Here is an 18,769-nt window from a genome sequence, read left to right as displayed (position 1 = left end):
AAAAACTGTGCTTTCTATTTTATAATAAGATTCTTCGCTATCGCTCAGAATGACATATTAATTTATATCTCACGTTTTTCGTCCCAAGCTTCTAAGTAATCTTTAACAGCTTTTACAAACTGTCCGCCTAAGGCACCATTTACCACCCTATGATCGTATGAATGCGATAAGAACATTTTGTAACGTATACCTACATAATCCCCTTCAGGACCTTCTATTACCGCAGGCACTTTTCTTATAGCTCCTAATGCTAAAATTCCCACTTGCGGTTGGTTTATTATTGGTGTTCCCATAATACTACCAAAAGTTCCTACATTGGTTACTGTGTATGTACCACCTTGTATATCATCTGGAGTAAGTTTGTTCTCCCTAGCTCGGTTTGCCAAGTCATTAACACGCTTAGCCATACCAAACAAATTCAATTCGTCTGCATTTTTAATTACAGGCACAATTAAATTTCCATCTGGCAATGCAGCCGCCATACCAAGATTTATAGATTTTCTCTTTATAATTTTATCGCCTTGTACCGAGATATTCATTAAAGGGAAATCCTTTAAAGCTTTGGCTACAGCTTCCATAAAAATCGGAGTGAAGGTTAAGTTTTCACCTTCACGTTTTTTAAACTCATCTTTTACACGTTTTCTCCAATTCCATATATGAGTAACATCAGCCTCTATAAATGATTGTACGTGAGCCGAAGTCTGAACAGAATCTACCATATGCTTAGCAATAAGCTTGCCCATACGTGTCATCTCAATGATTTCGTCACCTCCAGATACTTTTATTTCTTGCTCTTTTGGTTTTTCTTCCTTAGGCTTTTCTGTCTTAGGAGCCGCAACTGGAGTTTCAACTTTTTTCTCAACTACAGGTTGTTGCTTAGGGGTTTCAACTTTTGGTGCTTCTGGCTGTTGTACTACAGCACCATTACTTCTAGATTCTAAATAAGCTTTAATATCGTTTTTAGTAACACGATTATCTTTTCCTGTACCAGGAATAGCGTCGAGCTCATTTTGTGAAATTCCTTCTTGTTTCGCAATATTTTTAACCAACGGTGAGTAAAAACGATCACCCGAAGATATCACAGGCTCTACTGATTCTTTTGCAGCCACGACTGTTTGAGCAACCTCTGCTACTTCTTTAGATTGTTCTGGCTCAGAAACAGGCTCTACAACTGCTGGCGCTGACTCTTGTTGCGTATCTGCTCCTTCTGTTTCTATTATAGCAATAGTTTGCCCAACTTGAACGACATCATCTACATTGAATAGTTTTTCTACCAAAACACCATCTACCTCACTTGGTACTTCGCTATCTACTTTATCTGTTGCAATCTCTAAAACGGCTTCATCAGCTTCTATGGTATCTCCAACTTCTTTAAGCCATGATGTTATGGTTGCTTCCGCAACACTTTCTCCCATTTTAGGTAACTTAAGTTCAAACTTTGCCATATATATAATTTGAAGGTCTTTATTCGCTAATCGAGTGCAAAATTAATAAAAAAACAGATATTTTATTGATTTTTATTCAACAAACCATTTTTTAGAAGTGGATAACTTCACCTCTATCCACCGCACTATCACTTCCGAGGATAAAGTTACTGTTTTTCGGTAATAATCTAAAGCCTATAGTTTCTTGTTGCGATTTTTTCTTCATATCAGTAATAACAACCTTAGCTTTCAACAAGTTAAAATCATACAAAACAAGTGTATTAGGATCTAAATCAGCCTCAATTTCCTTTAACAGCTCAACAGGTTGAGGCAATATGTGTTTTAAAGTTTCATCTGACCTATCTGAAAAAACAATTGTTTTTAGGTAATTTTTCTTAGCTGTTTTAGGCACACTACTTAAGCCACGTGCCAACTTAATACTCAACCAAACTATAGCGTTAAAAACAATATTTTGTTTAAAATGCTTCTTATAAAATATCTGCATAGCACCATAAAAACGTTTGGCATAATTTGCATCTTTTAATGTGCTTTCACCTTTAAAATGAATTACAGTTGTTTGTCCAAAATAAAAATTCTGGTAACCTACTTTTAAAATTTTATATGATAAATCAATATCCTCACCATACATAAAATAATCCTCATCAAAACCTCCTACAATATCATATACTTTCTTTTTCACCAACATAAAAGCACCAACGAGAATATCAACTTCACCTATTGAATTCGTTTCGAAATGATTGGCGTAGTAGCCATTGGAATTACCTAAGAGTTTTTTTAAAGCGACTTTAGGCTTAGGAACATTACGCTTACTTTCTGGTAAAAAATGCCCAGATCCATCTATAAGTTGGCAACCAACAATTCCTAGATTATCTTCTGTTTTGGTAAAGTTTAAAATTCGAGAAAAGGTATCTTCTGCAACTACCGTATCAGGATTTAAAATGCATATATACTCACCTTTTGCTTTTGCGACACCAATGTTATTTCCTTTCGAAAACCCATAGTTATTCTTATTTTCGATTAGAATTACATTAGGAAATAGTTCCTTCACCATTGTACAGCTATCATCAGACGAATCATTATCTACTACAATAATTTCCGCTTCAATATCTTCAATGGCAGCTTCAACACTTTTTAGACACAATTCTAAAAAATAACGCACATTATAATTAAGGATAACAACTGAGAGCTTCATGTTTGCCCTATGATTTTAAGGATGCTTCAAAAGGAACTCTATCAATAATACTTCGTCCCAAAGTAATTTCATCGGTATACTCTAATTCATTTCCAGCAGCAACACCACGAGCAATAGTAGATGTTGAAACATTAAAATCTTGAATTTGTCTAAAAATATAGAAGTTAGTTGTGTCGCCTTCCATCGTTGGACTCATGGCAAAAATCAACTCTTTAACCTTACCCGATTTTACTTTTTCTACCAACGTTGCTATGTTTAAATCCTGAGGACCAATACCATCCATAGGTGATATTTTTCCGCCTAAAACATGATACAACCCTTTGAAAGAGCTTGTATTTTCAATTGCCATAACATCTCTTATGTCTTCTACCACACAGATTATTTCATCGTTTCGCAATGGGTTTTCACAAATTTCACAAAGTGGTTTATCACTAATATTATGACAGGATTTGCAGAAATTAATCTCAGATCTCACCTTAGATAATGCCTCTGATAATTGTAACGTTTGTTGCTGTGGCTGCCTTAATAAATGCAGAACCAAACGCAAAGCGGTACGCTTACCTATACCTGGTAATTGTGACATTTCGTTAACCGCATTTTCAAGAAGTTTTGATGAAAATTCCATAGTTGCGAAGGTACTGAATTTTGTATACACAAAAGCCCAACCAAATTAAGATTTATGATTAGGCTTTTATTATAATTTTAAGTCTATTTTAAAATAAGCTTCTTGGTTATTTCTCCTTTTGAGCTATTCAATTTCACAAAATACACTCCTGAATTAAATGATGAAACATCTATTTCTTGGCCATTTTGTAAATTTAAGCCTTTAGCATAAAACACTATCTTTCCTAAAGAGTTGAAGATTCTAACACTCACATCTTCCGAACTATCCCATTTTAAATTTACTTCACCTGAAGTAGGATTTGGAAACATCGCAAAATCCTCAAATTCAAAATTCGTAACACTTAAGGATTCGTCATACACATTTGATCTCCACAAACCTCTACCGTATGTCGCTGCATAGATTTTGTCATCAGCTGTATTGATTTCAAGCTCATTTATTCTAACATTTGGAAGACCATTATTGAAAGCTGTCCATGTATTTCCTAAATCATTATCTGTATAATAAATCCCGTAATTCATACCGACATACAAGCCATCATTTCCGTTGTCTTGCCAAACTACAGCCTGAGAAGCAAATGATGGCAAATCCCATTTTATTGATGTCCAAGAGACACCATTATCTGTACTTACATAAACTTTTTGGTTGTTTGTAGTTGCTATAGCAATTTTTGTAGGATCAGTTGGATGAACAGCAATAGAATTTATCCAGCCGCCATTAAAACTTGATTGAGACCAAAATCCTCCTCCATTAACAGTATACCAAAAACTGCCATTTATAGCTAAATACATAAAATTATTGTTAGATGGAGCTATTTTTAAATGATCAATATCATCACCAAAATTTTGAGAAATCGACGTCCATGTACTACCACCATTTTCAGATTTATAAACTTCATCAAAAGCACAATAAATGGTATTTTGAACAATTGGATCTTGTTCAAACGGTACTATCCAATTCCAATTATAATCACCGCCTTTACCGTCTGGTTGAGAAACACCACTTATGCTAAGACCTCCATTAAATGTTTTTATAAAGGATCCAAACTGGGAAGTACCATACATAATTTGCGTGTTATTTTTATCCACAAACCCTTCCATACCATCAGCTCCCCACCAATCTGTCCAATTCCCATCTGATCCAAGGACAGAAGAACCGTTATCTTGAGAACCACCTGTAACAACCACTGGATTAGTTTGGCTTACACCAATTTTATAAAATTGTCGAATACCCATACCTGGGGTTAGATCTGTATAATAATTACTATTAACTAAAGTTGGATTTTCCGCTTTATAAATACCACCATCTGTACAAACGAACAATTTTGCATTAGCACCTGAGCCAGCAAACTGTAATAAATCTACATCCGCATGACAATAGCCTATATTATTTATTGAAGCACCGTAAGGTGTCCATTGTGACGAGTTTGTAAAATTTAAACCACCATCTGTAGACCTCCAAGTATTTATTCCGGCTATGTGGACATCATTAATATCATTGGGATTAACAGCAATATCCATATCTCTAGGTGCTTGCCCCACACCTGCATCACTCGGATCTTGAGGATCAGTACTATATCCAAAATAATTCTTTCCTACATGGTTTAATTTGACAAAAGTTGAACCACTATCTGTGGATTTATATAAACCTCCAAAAGCACCATTAAAAGCCTCTACTACATAAACAACTGATGGATTATCTTCAGAAACTCCTATCATCTTTGGCCCGTTAGAAAATTGGTTTGAAGCCGTTCCAGAAACCTCTGTAAAGTTCATTCCTCCATTAGTTGATAAATAAAATTTATTTCCTGATGCATATATTGTATTGGGATCTCCTGGCTTGAATTCAAAATCAAAACCATTTCCTGTTGAAACGAAGTAAATTGAAGTCCATGTACTTCCTCCATTTGTTGATTTATACAAGCCGCTTCCCTGTGAACTGGCATATAAAATATTAGAATCTGTTGGATGAACTAAAATCTTATTCACCGTTCCTCCTGGAAGATTCCCATGAAGCGTCCAAGTAGATCCACCATCTTCTGACCTGAATATTGCTCCACTCGTTGATCCCCAAAAGTATCTTGAACTGTTTAGAGGGTCTATCGCTAGAGAATATACATCCATGTTGGAAAGGTTATCTGTAAGAACAATCCAAGTTACACCACCATCTAGACTCTTCCAAACACCACCAGTTTCTCCACCAGCAATAATATGATCCATGTTGTTCGGATCTACCGACATTGATGTTATTCTACCAACACCTGGATTGTAGCCTGATGTAGCATTCCAATAGGTTGGCCCCATTTCTTCCCATGTACCTACAACGGTTCTTGCTGCAAGACCTTCATCATTATTAGATAAATTATAGTTCAATAATTCGTCATAGTAAAACTGTGGGGATTTTAACTTTCCTGTTTCATCCATAGCTCTTTCGGCAAAATATTGCCAACGTCTAAAAGGTTTATAACCTGTACCTCTCCCTCGACCAACAGAGTCAAAATGCGTCTCCGCTACTTGAACCACACTTTGAACAGTATGTGTACCTTCTGCTATTAATTCTTTAAAATCTTGAGCACTCAAAATTGAAATGCAAAGCAAACTCAAAACTAGAGTAGAAATCTTTTTCATAGTTGTTATTTATTGTTTAGCTATTTTCACCAAAAATAGTATTTTTAAGTAATTTATTATACACACCTTTATGACTCCAACGTCAATACTTATTTTAATTGCTGCTTACTTTGTCGTACTTATCTTAATTTCTTACTTCACCGGAAAAGAAGATTCTAATGCTGCCTTTTTTAAAGCTAACAAGTCTGCACCATGGTATTTAGTGGCTTTTGGAATGATTGGAGCTTCGTTATCTGGTGTAACATTTATTTCTGTCCCTGGCGCTATAGAGACGAAACAGTTTGGTTATTTACAGGTAGTCTTTGGCTACTTCTTTGGTTATTTAATCATAGCCTATGTATTGCTACCTTTATATTACAAATTGAACCTCACCTCTATTTACACCTACTTGAGAGACCGTTTTGGTAGTACAAGTTATAAAACAGGTTCTATTGCTTTTCTTATTTCAAGAACTGTCGGTGCTGCATTTCGTTTGTTCCTAGTAGCTAAAGTTTTACAACTATTGGTTTTTGACCTTTTTGATATTCCTTTTGCCATTACTGTGGTTATAACAATAGCCCTAATTTGGTTATACACCTTTAAAGGAGGTATAAAAACTATCATTTTTACAGATACGCTACAAACACTTTTCATGTTAATATCGGTTGTTGTCACCATTATTTTTCTGGCATCTGCACTAGATTTTAATAGTATAGGAGATGTTATTTCTTATACTAAAGAGAGTCATTTAAGTAAAGTTTTCTTCTTTGAAAACAGCAAAGATCCACAATACTTTTGGAAAAGTTTTCTTTCTGGAATCTTCATTACTATTACTATGACTGGCTTAGACCAAGATATGATGCAAAAAAATCTGACCTGTAAAAGCTTGAAAGATGCTCAGAAAAATATGATTTCCTTTAGTATCGTATTGATTTTTGTAAATATCTTATTTCTAGTTTTGGGCTTAATGCTTACAGAATACGCTGCTCAAAATGGCATCACAGCGACTAAGGATGATTTATTCCCTACCATAGCCATGTTACCTGAAATTGGCATTATAACCTCAGCTTTCTTCTTGCTTGGGCTTATCGCTGCTGCCTACTCAAGTGCAGACTCTGCACTAACATCCCTTACCACTTCGTTTTGTTATGACATTCTTGATATTGAAAACAAACCTGAAGCGTCAAAAAAAGGGATCAGAAAAAAAACACATGTCGGATTTAGTGTAGTGTTAGTTTTTGTAATAATCTTATTTGATTTAATTTTTAAAGATGTTTCCGTAATATGGGAATTATTTAAAGCTGCTGGCTACACTTATGGGCCTTTACTAGGACTTTTTGCTTTCGGGTTATTTACCAAATATCAAATTAAAGATAAACTTGTTTGGGTTATAGCCATTGTTTCACCAATAGTATCTTACATTTTAAACCTTTATTCTAAAGAATTATTCAATGGTTACGAAATTGGTTTTGAAATTTTGATAATTAATGGGCTTTTAATGTTCATAGGATTATTACTTCTTAAAAAGAAATCTTAATACTGACCCGTTCCCAACAACACCAATGTGCAAGCCACTTCATAATTGATATTATTCTGATTCAAAAGATTGTAAAATTCTGGATTTTCGGTTCCTGGATTAAATATCACACGGTTGGGTTTTAATTCCATTATGTAATCATAGTATGGTTTTTGACGCTGAGGATTTAAGTAAAGAGTTACGGTATCTATACCCTTATAAGGCATTAATTCCGTATCTATCTCAATTCCTGCTACAGTTCCCGATTTTAATCCAAAAGCTTTGACGTCGTGATTATTCCCTTTCAATCTGTTGATGGCAATATTTGAATAACGCTCTGGTTTCAGAGAAGCTCCAATGACCAATGTTTTTTTATTCATATGTTAAAAAGATGTTAAGTTAAATTTATAGAGTAACATTCCGTAAATATAGTCGTCTATCCTTAAACGAACTTTCAATCAATCAAAAAACGATCAATCAAATGAAACATTTATTTGTAATGTTGGCTATTCTATGTTCTGGAATAGCATTTTCACAACCCAATTCGAATTCAGAACTTAAAAACGGATCTATTTCAGGTCGCGTTATTGACGCTGCTCTTAACCAGCCTCTACCTTATGTTAATATTGTTATTAAAGACAATAATGAAAAAGTTTTAACAGGTGGAATCACTAATGACGATGGTACATTTGCTATTGAAAATATTCCTGAAGGTAATGTTATTGTTTCTATTCAGTTTATCGGTTACAAAACCATAAATCAATCTGTAACCATAGCAAAAGGCAACTACAAAGTGACCCTTGGTGATATAAAATTAGAGGAAGAAGCTACTGGTTTGGATGAAGTAACTATTGTTGCTGAAACCTCAACTATTCAACAAAAAGTGGATAGAAAAGTGATTACCATTGGTAAAGATTTACAGACTGCAGGTGCAACGGCTAGTGAAATTATGAACAATTTGCCTTCAGTAAGCGTTGACCAACAAACAGGATCTATTAGCCTTCGCGGTAATCAAAATGTTCGCGTTATGGTCGATGGAAAACTGTCTAACATTCCTGCCGATCAATTATTGAAGCAAATTCCTTCAACTTCTATTAAAAGTATAGAGTTGATTACTAACCCTTCAGCAAAGTATAACCCTGAAGGTATGAGTGGTATCATTAATATTGTTTTGCACAAAAACACGCAAATTGGATTTAATGGTAATATCAATGTAGGTCTTGCTTATGATATAGAACCAAAATTTAACAGTTCAATTGATGCGAACTACCGTAACGGAAAATTTAATTTATTCGGTTCATATAGTAATAGTGTTGCTAAAAATGTAAACTATGGTCAAATCGATAGACTTGAACAAGACATTCAGCAAAATTTCAACATTCTTAATAATAATAAGTCGAATCTTTTTAAAGTTGGATTGGATTTTTATCTCGATGATAAAAACACTTTTTCAGTCTTTACAAATCAAAACACTTTTGATGGTTGGGGAGATGTAAATTCTAGAATTGCATATCTATATGATACATCCCTGAATGAATCACAAAATACAAGGACAGATAATGAAAATGATAATAACCAATACAACTTCAATTATAAGCACGATTTCAATGAAGAAGGCCATAATATAGAACTTGAAGTCGACTACAATACTTTTGAAGGCTTTGGTGATACTAACAACATATTCTTCAGTTCACAACGCCCAAATTTCTTTGAAGCCACAGATACTGAGCGTGACAATACCACGATTAATTTAGATTATGTGAATCCATTATCAGAAACCACAAAATTAGAATTAGGGTTACAAGCACGTTTGTTCGATACTAATATTTTCTACGAATCTAATGCTCGCGAGCAAAACGAGTTTGGAGATTACATACCTACTACAACTAATTTTGACTATACAAGAGATATTTACTCAGCTTATGCGACTTATGGTAAGAAGATGGAAAAATGGAGTTACCAAGTTGGTCTAAGAGCGGAGTCTGTAAATGTAGATTCTGAAGCTTATAAAATCGATTTATCTAGTAATGAGGAATTAACTATTCCATTTGAAAACGATTATATTGAACTTTATCCTTCAGCATTTTTCACCTATTCTCCTTCGGATAAAAACTCATACCAATTAAGTTATAGCCGAAGAGTTGATAGACCAGGAATAGGACAAGTAAACCCTTTACCAGAATTTAATACACCTTTAATTTCTCAATTTGGAAATCAGGAATTACGTCCGCAATTTACCAATTCTATTGAAACAAATTACACAAGACAATTTGAAAAAGGAAGTATTACAGCTGGCGTGTTTTATAGAATGATTGAAGATGAAATTCAACAAGCTATTTTAATCGATAGAGCGGATACCAACCGATTGATCTTAACCAATCTTAACTTTGACAATTCTTCATCTTACGGTATTGAAGTTTCGTCTAATTATAGACCAACAAAATGATGGAGTTTTAATGCTAGTTTCGATTTGTTTTCTCAAACTCAAAAAAGTGTAGCTGAGTCTTTTGATGACGACCAAAACATAGTTTTAAACACTGTTGAAGTTGATAACGTAGCATGGAACCTAAGAGCTTTCAACAATTTTAAAGTAAGCAAAAGTTTAAGTTTTTCAGCATTTGGAATGTATAGAGCTAAAAACAGAAATATTCAGTTTGAAATGAATGACATGCTTATGGTTAACCTAGGTATGCGCTATACTTTTATGGAAGGCAGAGCTAACTTCAGCCTAAGCTACAATGATATTTTTGATACCATGTATGCGCAGTTTGATGGCCAAAGACCGTTTGTGCAAAGAGGACAATTTAACTGGGAAAGTCAACAAATTTCAGGACGATTATCTTACCGTTTTGGCGGAGGAAAATACAGAGCAAAATCTCGTAAACAAAGAGATGATAATGAAAAAGATGGAGGAGGTTTATTCTAATAAAACATATTTGATAGCCAACATAAATAGTTGATGGTTAGTGTTAATGCTTGGACTATTAAATAAAGAAAACCCGAAACGTAAAGTTTCGGGTTTTTGTTAAATAGCCGTTAAATGTGTTAAAGTTTGAAATAAAAACCCAACTCTTACGTCTATATAGATGATAAGTTTTAAGTAATAATAGTTATTAGAATTTTTCATATTCTATAACATAGTGTTAGTTAAAGTTGGTTAATAGCTGAAAAAGCCCTGACAAATTTTGTCAGGGCTTTTTTTTAGTTTATTAAATTTTATTCCGTTTTTCAATCCTCATTTGGAATATTTTTTTCCTTACAATATTTTTCAATCTCTGTATCACTTTCGAAATAATCATCACAAAACTCGTCCAGCTCTTTTTCAGTGGACTTAAAATATCTTTCTTGAGCTGTCAATAATCTATCAGTTTGTTCAATAAACTGCTCGAACTCCTTATTAATTTTACATAGTTTATCAATTGTCTTAAAATCAAGGTCTCTATATATTGCTGGGAATAAAACTTTGCTTTGATAAGGATTTGAATTTAATTCTATTACTCCAATCCCAAAAGACTGATTTAATCTTTCCATTTCATCCAAAAGGCTATCACTAAATTCAAACGCGACTAAATAACCAAAATTTGCCCAACTAGAATTTGAAACTGCTTGAAAGTATGCTTTTTTTAATTCCGAATCAGAATTAATTTCTTTCTTTATCTCATAAGAGTTTAGTTTAAAGGTATCAACTCGATTAATCGATTTCAAAAAGTTTTGGCTGACTTTGGTCTGTAAATTTAAAAATTTAACACCAACCATATCTGGATGTGTCCATATCTGATTACTATCTTTACCATATTTCGATTGCTCATGAAATATGGTCTTAGAATAAATCTTAGTGTTTTTCAAATAACTACTCAAAAGTTTATGTAAATCTCTTTCACTATATGATTTTACTTTACTTCTAGGTAACTTAGTCGTAGTTGTCGTAGTTGTTCCAGATAAAATTTCAATCCCAATATCTTGTTCGTTTTTGGTTAAATAGTAAGAATAGGAGCCATTTTCTTCTTTAATTCTTTTAACACGAGTATCTCCATTTCTAATAAAATCACCTAACAATGAAGAAATAGTAGCAGGAGGTGTTTTAGCCTTACCAAAATCATAATAACCATTTTCTATAATATGATTATGAACTTCCATGTAGTTTGTCAATCCATTAATGTCATCAAGACTTTTTAAGATCGCTTCTTTTATTGTCATAAAAAATATTCATTTTTTTAATATTTGCTTTTAACAAACACTAAACTGTAATTTTATTTTACATTTTTAAGAAATCAAAGCTAATTACTTCTCAAAGATGATTTTTGAGTAGCTTACCTTAATCATCAACCGCTTGGCCAACAACTTGCCTAAATTTCCAACCGGTTTCATCATCGTTGGTGTTTCCGGTTTGTTTCATTATAATTCCAATGATGTTTTCTTTTGGATCTGCAAAATATTGGGTGTTGAAGTAACCTCCCCAATCAAATGTACCTGCGCTACCTCTTCCACCACTAGCTTGTCCTTTTTCATTAAGTACACCAAAAGCCAATCCGTAATAAGCACCAGCGCCTTCCCATAAATCACCAATTTGATTAGCCATCATACTCTGAATTGTTGTTCTGCTTAAAATACGTACTCCATTCAACTCACCGTTATTAAGATACATCTGTAAAAACGTAGCATAATCTTTTGCCGTACTCGACAAACCTGCACCACCCGAAAAAAATGTCTTAGCACCTTTTATTGGATAATTAGGATCATAAAAATCTTCAGCATAGTTAGTCCATTTGCCATCCTTTCTAGTTTGAAGGCTTACCAATCGTTCATGCTTCTCTTTTGGTAAATAAAACCACGTGTCGTCCATGCCTAGTGGATCAAAAATACGTTCTCTAAAAAACTGATCTAAAGGCATACCAGATACTACTTCTATAAAATAACCTAGCACATCTAAACCTTCGCTGTAGGTAAATTTTTCACCTGGATGATGATGTAAAGGCAACTTTGCGAGTTTCTTTACACTCTCTTCAATAGTTATCTTTTTGGTAGTAAATAAGTCCGTAACACCTGCATCTTTATATAGGCGTTGAAATCTTTTATCACCATCAATAACACCATAACCAAGTCCCGAAGTATGTGTTAATAAATGCTTTATAGTTATAGGACTTTTAGCTGGTATAGTTTTATACGTGCCATCTTCATAAAGTGTATCTAAAACTTGGGCGTTTTCAAACTCAGGAATGTATTTTGAAACTGGCTCATCTAAACCAAATTTTCCTTCTTCCCACAACATCATTACTGCAGTAGAAGTAATCGCTTTAGTTTGTGACGCTATTCTGAAAATATCATCTTTTTTAAGCTTTCTACCTGAATCATTATCAGCATAACCAAAAGCTTTATGGTAAACTATTTTGCCATTTCTTGCCACCAAAGCCACTGCTCCTGGAATTTGAGATTTTTCAATAGCCTCAAGACAAACTGAATCTATACGTGCCAAACGCTCTGTCGACATTCCGACACTTTCAGGACTGGCAGTTGTTAGTGGTGGAGAATTTTTTATCGACTTTGTTTGAGCTGAAGTAATCAGAAAACAAAGACTGAAAAGTATTGCAATAATAGTTTTCATAATTTAGGTTTTTACCAGTTCATAATGACACTTCCCCAAGTGAAACCACTACCAAACGCAGCTAAAACAACGGTATCTCCTTCTCTTATTTTGCCTTCTTCCCAAGCTTCGGTTAAAGCTATTGGAATTGAAGCCGCTGTTGTATTACCATACTTTTGAATGTTATTAAACACCTGATCGTCTCCTAGCTGAAATTTCTTCTGAATAAATTGAGCTATTCTTAAATTCGCTTGGTGAGGAATAAGCATATCAATATCTTCTGGCTTTAATTTGTTTTTCATTAAGCCTTCCATAATCACTTCGCTAAAACGCACTACTGCATTTTTAAACACAAATTGGCCGTTCATATATGGGAAATAACTTTCGTCATCTTTGTTATCATCTGCAATAATATCAGTCACCCAACGTGTTCCCATTCCTGGTGCTTTTACCACTAATTCCTCGGCATGTTCACCTTGGCTATGCAAATGTGTTGATAAAATGCCTTTGCTTGTATCTTCTTCTCTAGTTAAAACTGCCGCTCCTGCTCCATCACCAAAAATCACTGACACACCTCTACCACGAGTGGTTTTGTCTAATCCATGAGAATGTAGCTCACTACCAATAACAAGTACATTTTTATACATACCTGTTTTTATAAAATTATCGGCTACAGAAATAGCATATACAAAACCAGAACATTGGTTACGTACATCTAACGCACCAACCGTTTTTATATCTAAAGCATGTTGTACTTGCACACCTGGACCAGGGAAATACATATCTGGACTTAAGGTGGCAAAAATGATAAAATCGATATCATTCTTATCGATTCCAGCACGTTCTATAGCCACTTTAGCTGCTTTTACACCCATTGTTGCCGTAGTATCACCATCACCTTCCTTTACCCAACGACGTTCTTTAATTCCTGTACGTTCTTGTATCCATTCGTCATTTGTATCCATGATTTTTGACAAATCATCATTAGTCACAACATTATCTGGCACGTACTTGCCTAAGCCTATTATCTTTGAATTATACATAGTATTTATTTAAGTAATGCAATTTAATCTATACGAAAGGAATTACACTTCTTTAAAATTCATATTCGTTATGCATGCATAATACCTGTGTCAGTTTGTCACATTTTCTGCCTTGGTATTCTATTTGTTTAAAGCTACGCAGATTATAAATAATATATTAATTCAGACTCCTGTTAATTCAGGACTAATAAAAACAACATAAAAATGGCAAAAGGAAGTATTAATGTATCGGTAGAGAATATCTTTCCATTAATTAAAAAATTCTTGTACTCAGATCACGAAATCTTTTTACGTGAACTTATCAGTAATGCTACAGATGCAACTTTAAAGCTAAAACACCTTACTAGCATTGGTGAATCTAAAGTTGAATATGGCAATCCTAAGATTGAAATAAAAATTGATAAGGAAGGAAAAAAGCTTCATATTATAGATCAAGGTTTAGGTATGACAGCTGAAGAGGTTGAAAAGTACATTAACCAAGTTGCTTTTTCTGGTGCTGAAGAATTTTTAGATAAGTATAAGGATACTGCTAAAGATTCTGGTATTATCGGTCATTTTGGTTTAGGGTTCTACTCAGCATTTATGGTTGCTGAAAAAGTAGAAATCATTACCAAATCTCATACTGACGCTCCAGCAGCACATTGGACATGCGATGGCTCACCTGAATTCACTTTAGAAGCGTCTGACAAAACAGAAAGAGGAACAGAAATTATTTTACACATTTCTGAAGGTGAAGAAGAATTCTTGGAAGAAGGAAGAATCCGTGAGCTTTTGACCAAGTACAACAAGTTTATGCCTATTCCAATTAAGTTTGGAACTAAAGAAGTAAACGATCCAGATTTTACACCAAAAACAACAACAGATAAAGACGGTAAAGAAACTACTGAGCCTCACAAACAAATAACTGTTGATGACATCATCAATAATCCGAATCCGGCTTGGACAAAACAACCAACAGATTTAGAGGATGAAGATTACAAAAGTTTCTACAGAGAACTGTATCCTATGCAGTTTGAAGAACCGCTTTTCCACATTCATCTTAATGTAGATTATCCTTTTAACTTAACAGGAATCTTGTATTTCCCTAAGATGACGAATGATCTTAACATGCAAAAGGATAAGATTCAACTGTACCAAAACCAAGTTTTTGTAACGGATAATGTAGAAGGTATCGTTCCTGAATTCTTAACCATGTTAAGAGGTGTTATTGATTCTCCAGACATTCCGCTAAACGTTTCGCGTAGTTACTTACAAGCTGATGGTGCAGTTAAAAAGATTTCATCTTACATTACACGTAAGGTTGCCGATAAATTAAAATCACTTTTCAATAGTAATCGTGAAGATTTTGAAAAGAAATGGGATGACATCAAAATTGTTATTGAATACGGAATGCTTTCAGAAGAAAAATTCTTTGAAAAAGCAGATAGTTTTGCACTTTACCCAACGGTTGATGGTAAATACTACACGTTTGAAGAGTTAACTAACGCAGTTAAAGCGAAACAAACCGACAAGGATGGTAAAATGGTTATTCTTTATGCGTCTAACAAAGATGAGCAACATGCTTACATAGAATCTGCAAAAGCTAAGGGATATGAAGTTTTATTATTAGACTCTCCAATTGTAAGTCATTTAATGCAGAAGTTAGAAACAACAAAAGAAAACATTTCGTTTGCTAGAGTTGACGCAGATCATATTGATAACTTAATTAAGAAAGACGATACGGTAATTTCTAAATTGTCTGAAGACGAAAAAACAAAATTAGACGAATTACTGAAAGAAGTTGTGCCTTCTGAAAAATTCATGGTACAGTTAGAAGCTATGGATAGTAGCGCATCACCTTTTATGATTACACAACCTGAGTTTATGCGCAGAATGAAAGAAATGCAACAAACTGGCGGTGGTATGTTTGGTATGGGTCATATGCCAGAAATGTATAATTTGATAGTGAACACAAACCATGATTTAATCAATGATATTTTAAATACCGAAGCTAAAGAAGACAAAGAACGTTTAATTAATCAAAGTTTAGATTTAGCACGTTTATCGCAAGGCTTACTTAAAGGTGAAGAGTTAACAAACTTTATTAAGCGTAGTTACGAGATGATAAAGTAACCTTGAATGATATGTCATACTGAACTTTTTTTAGTATAACCACTGATACAAAACCACTTAGATAATCCTAAGTGGTTTTTTTGTAACTTTAAATCTGAGACGTCGTCTTACTAAAGTAACAATCAATCAAATTATACAATGAAAACAAAGATTTCACTAATTGTTGTTGTATTTAGCTTCCTTTTTACAACTGCTCAAGACCAAAATTTAACTCAACAATTCGATGATATTGTAGCACAATTCTATAATGATTCTAATGCACCTGGTGCTACAATTTTAGTCGCAAAAAACGGAAAAACCATATATAGAAAAGCTGTTGGTAAATCTAATTTAGAATTAGGTGTAGATATGATTCCAGAAAACGTATTTATGCTGGCTTCAATCACAAAACAGTTTACAGCAGTTTCTATTTTAATGCTAGAAGAACAAGGCAAGCTACGCTTAGATGATCCTATTACTAAGTTTATTCCAGATTATCCTACTCATGGAAAAAATATAACCGTTCACCACCTTCTTAATCACACCTCTGGTATCAAAAGCTATACAAGTATAGGTGATTTAAGACAAGTCGCCAGACAAGACAAAACCTTAGATGAGCTAATAGATTTCTTTAAAAATGAACCAATGGATTTTGATCCAGGTGAAGATTATCGTTATAATAACTCTGGCTATGTTTTACTTGGTAAAATTATAGAAGTAGTATCTGGTGAAACTTATGCAGACTTTATTAGTAATCATATTTTTCAACCTTTAGATATGAATGCTTCCCAATACGGTAGTCATCGTAAAATCATTAAAAATAGAGCTATGCCTTATGAAGAAACAGACAATGGTTATGTTAATGCAAGTTACCTAAGTATGTCTTTACCACATGCTGCTGGTGCGCTTACTTCAACTATCGATGATATGCTAAAATGGCAAAATGCCTTGACCAATAATACATTGATAAAAGCATCTACATTTCAAAAAGCGATTAATGGTTCTAAGTTAAACAATGGTGAACACATTGATTATGGCTATGGATTAGGTGAACTAATGCTTAAGGGTTCTAAAGGTTATACACATAGTGGTGGTATTTTTGGCACCTCAACAGACGGTATTTACTTAATAGATGAAGATGTTTATGTTATAGGATTAAGCAATTGTAGCTGTAATAATATTGGTACTGTAACAAAACAATTAGCTGCTACTGCCATTGGTAAGCCTTTCCCTTCAATGAAAGATGTGATAAAATTAAATGAAGATCAGCTAAAAAGATGGGAAGGAGCTTATCAATTTGAAGATGGATCTGTAAGACATATTTTCTTTAAAGATGGTGCTCTAAAGAGTATGAGAGAATCTGACACAAATACTGTTTTTGATATTTTTCCACTTTCTGAAAATCGATTTATTTTTAAAGACAATAATATAGAATACAAATTTTCTAAGTCTGCTGATGGTAAAAAACAAGCCATATTTATTACTGATTCTGAAAATATCGGTAAACAAATCGACAAAGCTATGCCAGAAGCAAGAAAAGAAATTAAACTATCTAACGCCATTTTGAGTCAATATGCTGGTAAGTACCAATTAGCACCAAACTTTAATGTGGTTATTACTGTAAAAGGTAATGAAATCTATGCTCAAGCTACAGGACAAGGACAGTTTCCGCTTTTTGCTGAAAATGAAACTACTTTCTTTGCAAAAATTACAGCTCTTAAAATGGTATTTAATAAAAATGCTTCAGGAAAAGTAGAAAGTTTTACTTTGTACCAAGGCGGACAAGAAACGATTGCTAAAAAAATAGAATAGCATTAACCAATTGTAAATAAAAACCACTTAGAAAATCCTAAGTGGTTTTTTTATTATTCACCAAACTCATTGAAAAACAGATTTCGCTCATCCATATAGCGTGTAGACTAAGTGCTTATTCTTTAAAAATAGTGATTTTGATAGATTTGATCTGTACTAACATAAAACCTTTAAACCATGGAAAATCAAATTAGTTTAAGTATCAATAGACCTTGCAATGAAGATTTTAGTTCCTTTAGCCCAACTCAAAAAGGAGGATTTTGCGACGCTTGTCAAAAAGAAGTGATTGACTTTACAAAAATGAATACGGATGATATCATTACTTTTTTTAAAAATAACCAAACACAAAATACTTGCGGCAGATTAAAAATCGAACATTTAGAAACACCTTTAAAAGTTAAACCCAAAAGAAAAAGACTAGGTCTATTTACTGGCATTTGTCTTTCCATTTTAGCTTTTTTTTCCGTTTCAACCGCAAAAGCTCAAGAATTAAAAAAATCTAAAGACAAAATAAAGCAAGGAACCATAGTTGATACATTAAAAAACAAAAACAACATAGTTGTTAAAGGTACAATAACAACAGAAAGTGATGGTTTACCTTTACCTGGAGCTAGTGTTGTTTTACAAGGTACATCCCAAGGAATACAAACCGATTTTGATGGGAATTTTGAATTTCCAAATAAACTAAAAAAAGGCGATGTTTTAATTGTTAGTTATATAGGTATGGAATCACAAAAAATTGTAATTGAGAATAAAAAGTCCGCATCACTAATAGAATTGAAAATCAACATGGATTATGATTCCTGCGTTATTGTAGGTGAAGTAGCAGTAAAAGAAATCTTTAAGTCAAAAAAGAATTAA

12 protein-coding genes and 1 pseudogene are annotated in these 18,769 nt (G+C 33.6%); 5 read left to right on the top strand and 8 right to left on the bottom strand.

Annotation, left to right across the window (positions count from 1 at the left end):
- Window positions 1-62: 62 nt before the first annotated feature.
- The 4 genes from AC2H4K_RS13160 to AC2H4K_RS13145 all read right to left on the bottom strand — a co-directional run bounded on the left by AC2H4K_RS13160 (window position 63) and on the right by AC2H4K_RS13145 (window position 5,886).
- Window positions 63-1,445, bottom strand: a complete 1,383-nt coding sequence (locus AC2H4K_RS13160) for a dihydrolipoamide acetyltransferase family protein (RefSeq protein ID WP_281140092.1) — start codon at window positions 1,443-1,445, stop codon at window positions 63-65.
- A gap of 91 nt (window positions 1,446-1,536) precedes the next feature.
- Window positions 1,537-2,637 carry a glycosyltransferase family 2 protein gene (locus tag AC2H4K_RS13155; RefSeq protein WP_281140093.1) on the bottom strand — a complete coding sequence of 367 codons (1,101 nt, stop codon included), beginning with the start codon at window positions 2,635-2,637 and terminating at the stop codon, window positions 1,537-1,539.
- A 7-nt stretch (window positions 2,638-2,644) separates the two neighbouring features.
- Window positions 2,645-3,262 (bottom strand): recombination mediator RecR, encoded by a 618-nt coding sequence (gene recR / locus AC2H4K_RS13150; protein ID WP_281140094.1) that lies wholly within the window; start codon window positions 3,260-3,262, stop codon window positions 2,645-2,647.
- 83 nt (window positions 3,263-3,345) lie between these two features.
- Window positions 3,346-5,886 carry a T9SS type A sorting domain-containing protein gene (locus AC2H4K_RS13145; RefSeq protein ID WP_281140095.1) on the bottom strand — a complete coding sequence of 847 codons (2,541 nt, stop codon included), beginning with the start codon at window positions 5,884-5,886 and terminating at the stop codon, window positions 3,346-3,348.
- A 70-nt stretch (window positions 5,887-5,956) separates the two neighbouring features.
- Between AC2H4K_RS13145 and AC2H4K_RS13140 the strand changes: the two genes are divergently transcribed.
- Window positions 5,957-7,402, top strand: a complete 1,446-nt coding sequence (locus tag AC2H4K_RS13140; protein WP_281140096.1) for a sodium:solute symporter — start codon at window positions 5,957-5,959, stop codon at window positions 7,400-7,402.
- On the opposite strand, the gene AC2H4K_RS13135 is transcribed toward AC2H4K_RS13140, so the two are convergent.
- Window positions 7,399-7,761: a CoA-binding protein gene (locus AC2H4K_RS13135; RefSeq protein ID WP_281140097.1), complete on the bottom strand. Its 363-nt coding sequence runs from the start codon at window positions 7,759-7,761 to the stop codon at window positions 7,399-7,401. The two genes, AC2H4K_RS13140 and AC2H4K_RS13135, sit on opposite strands and share 4 nt — an antisense overlap.
- 101 nt (window positions 7,762-7,862) lie before the next feature.
- Here AC2H4K_RS13135 and AC2H4K_RS13130 point away from each other — a divergent pair.
- A pseudogene (locus AC2H4K_RS13130) lies at window positions 7,863-10,307 on the top strand (TonB-dependent receptor).
- Window positions 10,308-10,609: 302 nt separating this feature from the next.
- Here the strand turns inward: AC2H4K_RS13130 and AC2H4K_RS13125 are convergent.
- The 3 genes from AC2H4K_RS13125 to AC2H4K_RS13115 all read right to left on the bottom strand — a co-directional run bounded on the left by AC2H4K_RS13125 (window position 10,610) and on the right by AC2H4K_RS13115 (window position 14,005).
- Window positions 10,610-11,578 carry a hypothetical protein gene (locus AC2H4K_RS13125; protein ID WP_493742471.1) on the bottom strand — a complete coding sequence of 323 codons (969 nt, stop codon included), beginning with the start codon at window positions 11,576-11,578 and terminating at the stop codon, window positions 10,610-10,612.
- A gap of 118 nt (window positions 11,579-11,696) precedes the next feature.
- Entirely contained in the window at window positions 11,697-12,983 is a 1,287-nt protein-coding gene (locus AC2H4K_RS13120) for a serine hydrolase domain-containing protein (RefSeq protein WP_493742470.1), read from the bottom strand.
- Window positions 12,984-12,994: 11 nt separating this feature from the next.
- Entirely contained in the window at window positions 12,995-14,005 is a 1,011-nt protein-coding gene (locus AC2H4K_RS13115; RefSeq protein WP_493742469.1) for a 3-oxoacyl-ACP synthase III family protein, read from the bottom strand.
- 204 nt (window positions 14,006-14,209) lie between these two features.
- On the opposite strand from AC2H4K_RS13115, the gene htpG reads away from it, so the two are divergent.
- From htpG to AC2H4K_RS13100, 3 genes are all read left to right on the top strand, one after another.
- Complete coding sequence (gene htpG, locus AC2H4K_RS13110; RefSeq protein WP_281140102.1) at window positions 14,210-16,117, top strand: molecular chaperone HtpG; 1,908 nt, start codon at window positions 14,210-14,212, stop codon at window positions 16,115-16,117.
- 138 nt (window positions 16,118-16,255) lie between these two features.
- Window positions 16,256-17,908, top strand: coding sequence for a serine hydrolase (locus tag AC2H4K_RS13105; protein WP_281140103.1), 1,653 nt, complete (start codon window positions 16,256-16,258; stop codon window positions 17,906-17,908).
- A 177-nt stretch (window positions 17,909-18,085) separates the two neighbouring features.
- Window positions 18,086-18,769 (top strand): carboxypeptidase-like regulatory domain-containing protein, encoded by a 684-nt coding sequence (locus AC2H4K_RS13100; protein ID WP_281140104.1) that lies wholly within the window; start codon window positions 18,086-18,088, stop codon window positions 18,767-18,769.

It is taken from the genome of Winogradskyella sp. 266wxhm (assembly GCF_058964685.1).
Note: the sequence above shows the minus strand (reverse complement) of the source record. Positions and strands in the feature narration are given on the sequence as shown.

Bases quoted from the DNA above. Each gene is read 5' to 3' on its own strand.
- AC2H4K_RS13160 (WP_281140092.1), bottom strand. From the start codon at position 1,445: ATGGCAAAGTTTGAACTTAAGTTACCTAAAATGGGAGAAAGTGTTGCG.
- AC2H4K_RS13155 (WP_281140093.1), bottom strand. From the start codon at position 2,637: ATGAAGCTCTCAGTTGTTATCCTTAATTATAATGTGCGTTATTTTTTA.
- recR (WP_281140094.1), bottom strand. From the start codon at position 3,262: ATGGAATTTTCATCAAAACTTCTTGAAAATGCGGTTAACGAAATGTCA.
- AC2H4K_RS13145 (WP_281140095.1), bottom strand. From the start codon at position 5,886: ATGAAAAAGATTTCTACTCTAGTTTTGAGTTTGCTTTGCATTTCAATT.
- AC2H4K_RS13140 (WP_281140096.1), top strand. From the start codon at position 5,957: ATGACTCCAACGTCAATACTTATTTTAATTGCTGCTTACTTTGTCGTA.
- AC2H4K_RS13135 (WP_281140097.1), bottom strand. From the start codon at position 7,761: ATGAATAAAAAAACATTGGTCATTGGAGCTTCTCTGAAACCAGAGCGT.
- AC2H4K_RS13125 (WP_493742471.1), bottom strand. From the start codon at position 11,578: ATGACAATAAAAGAAGCGATCTTAAAAAGTCTTGATGACATTAATGGA.
- AC2H4K_RS13120 (WP_493742470.1), bottom strand. From the start codon at position 12,983: ATGAAAACTATTATTGCAATACTTTTCAGTCTTTGTTTTCTGATTACT.
- AC2H4K_RS13115 (WP_493742469.1), bottom strand. From the start codon at position 14,005: ATGTATAATTCAAAGATAATAGGCTTAGGCAAGTACGTGCCAGATAAT.
- htpG (WP_281140102.1), top strand. From the start codon at position 14,210: ATGGCAAAAGGAAGTATTAATGTATCGGTAGAGAATATCTTTCCATTA.
- AC2H4K_RS13105 (WP_281140103.1), top strand. From the start codon at position 16,256: ATGAAAACAAAGATTTCACTAATTGTTGTTGTATTTAGCTTCCTTTTT.
- AC2H4K_RS13100 (WP_281140104.1), top strand. From the start codon at position 18,086: ATGGAAAATCAAATTAGTTTAAGTATCAATAGACCTTGCAATGAAGAT.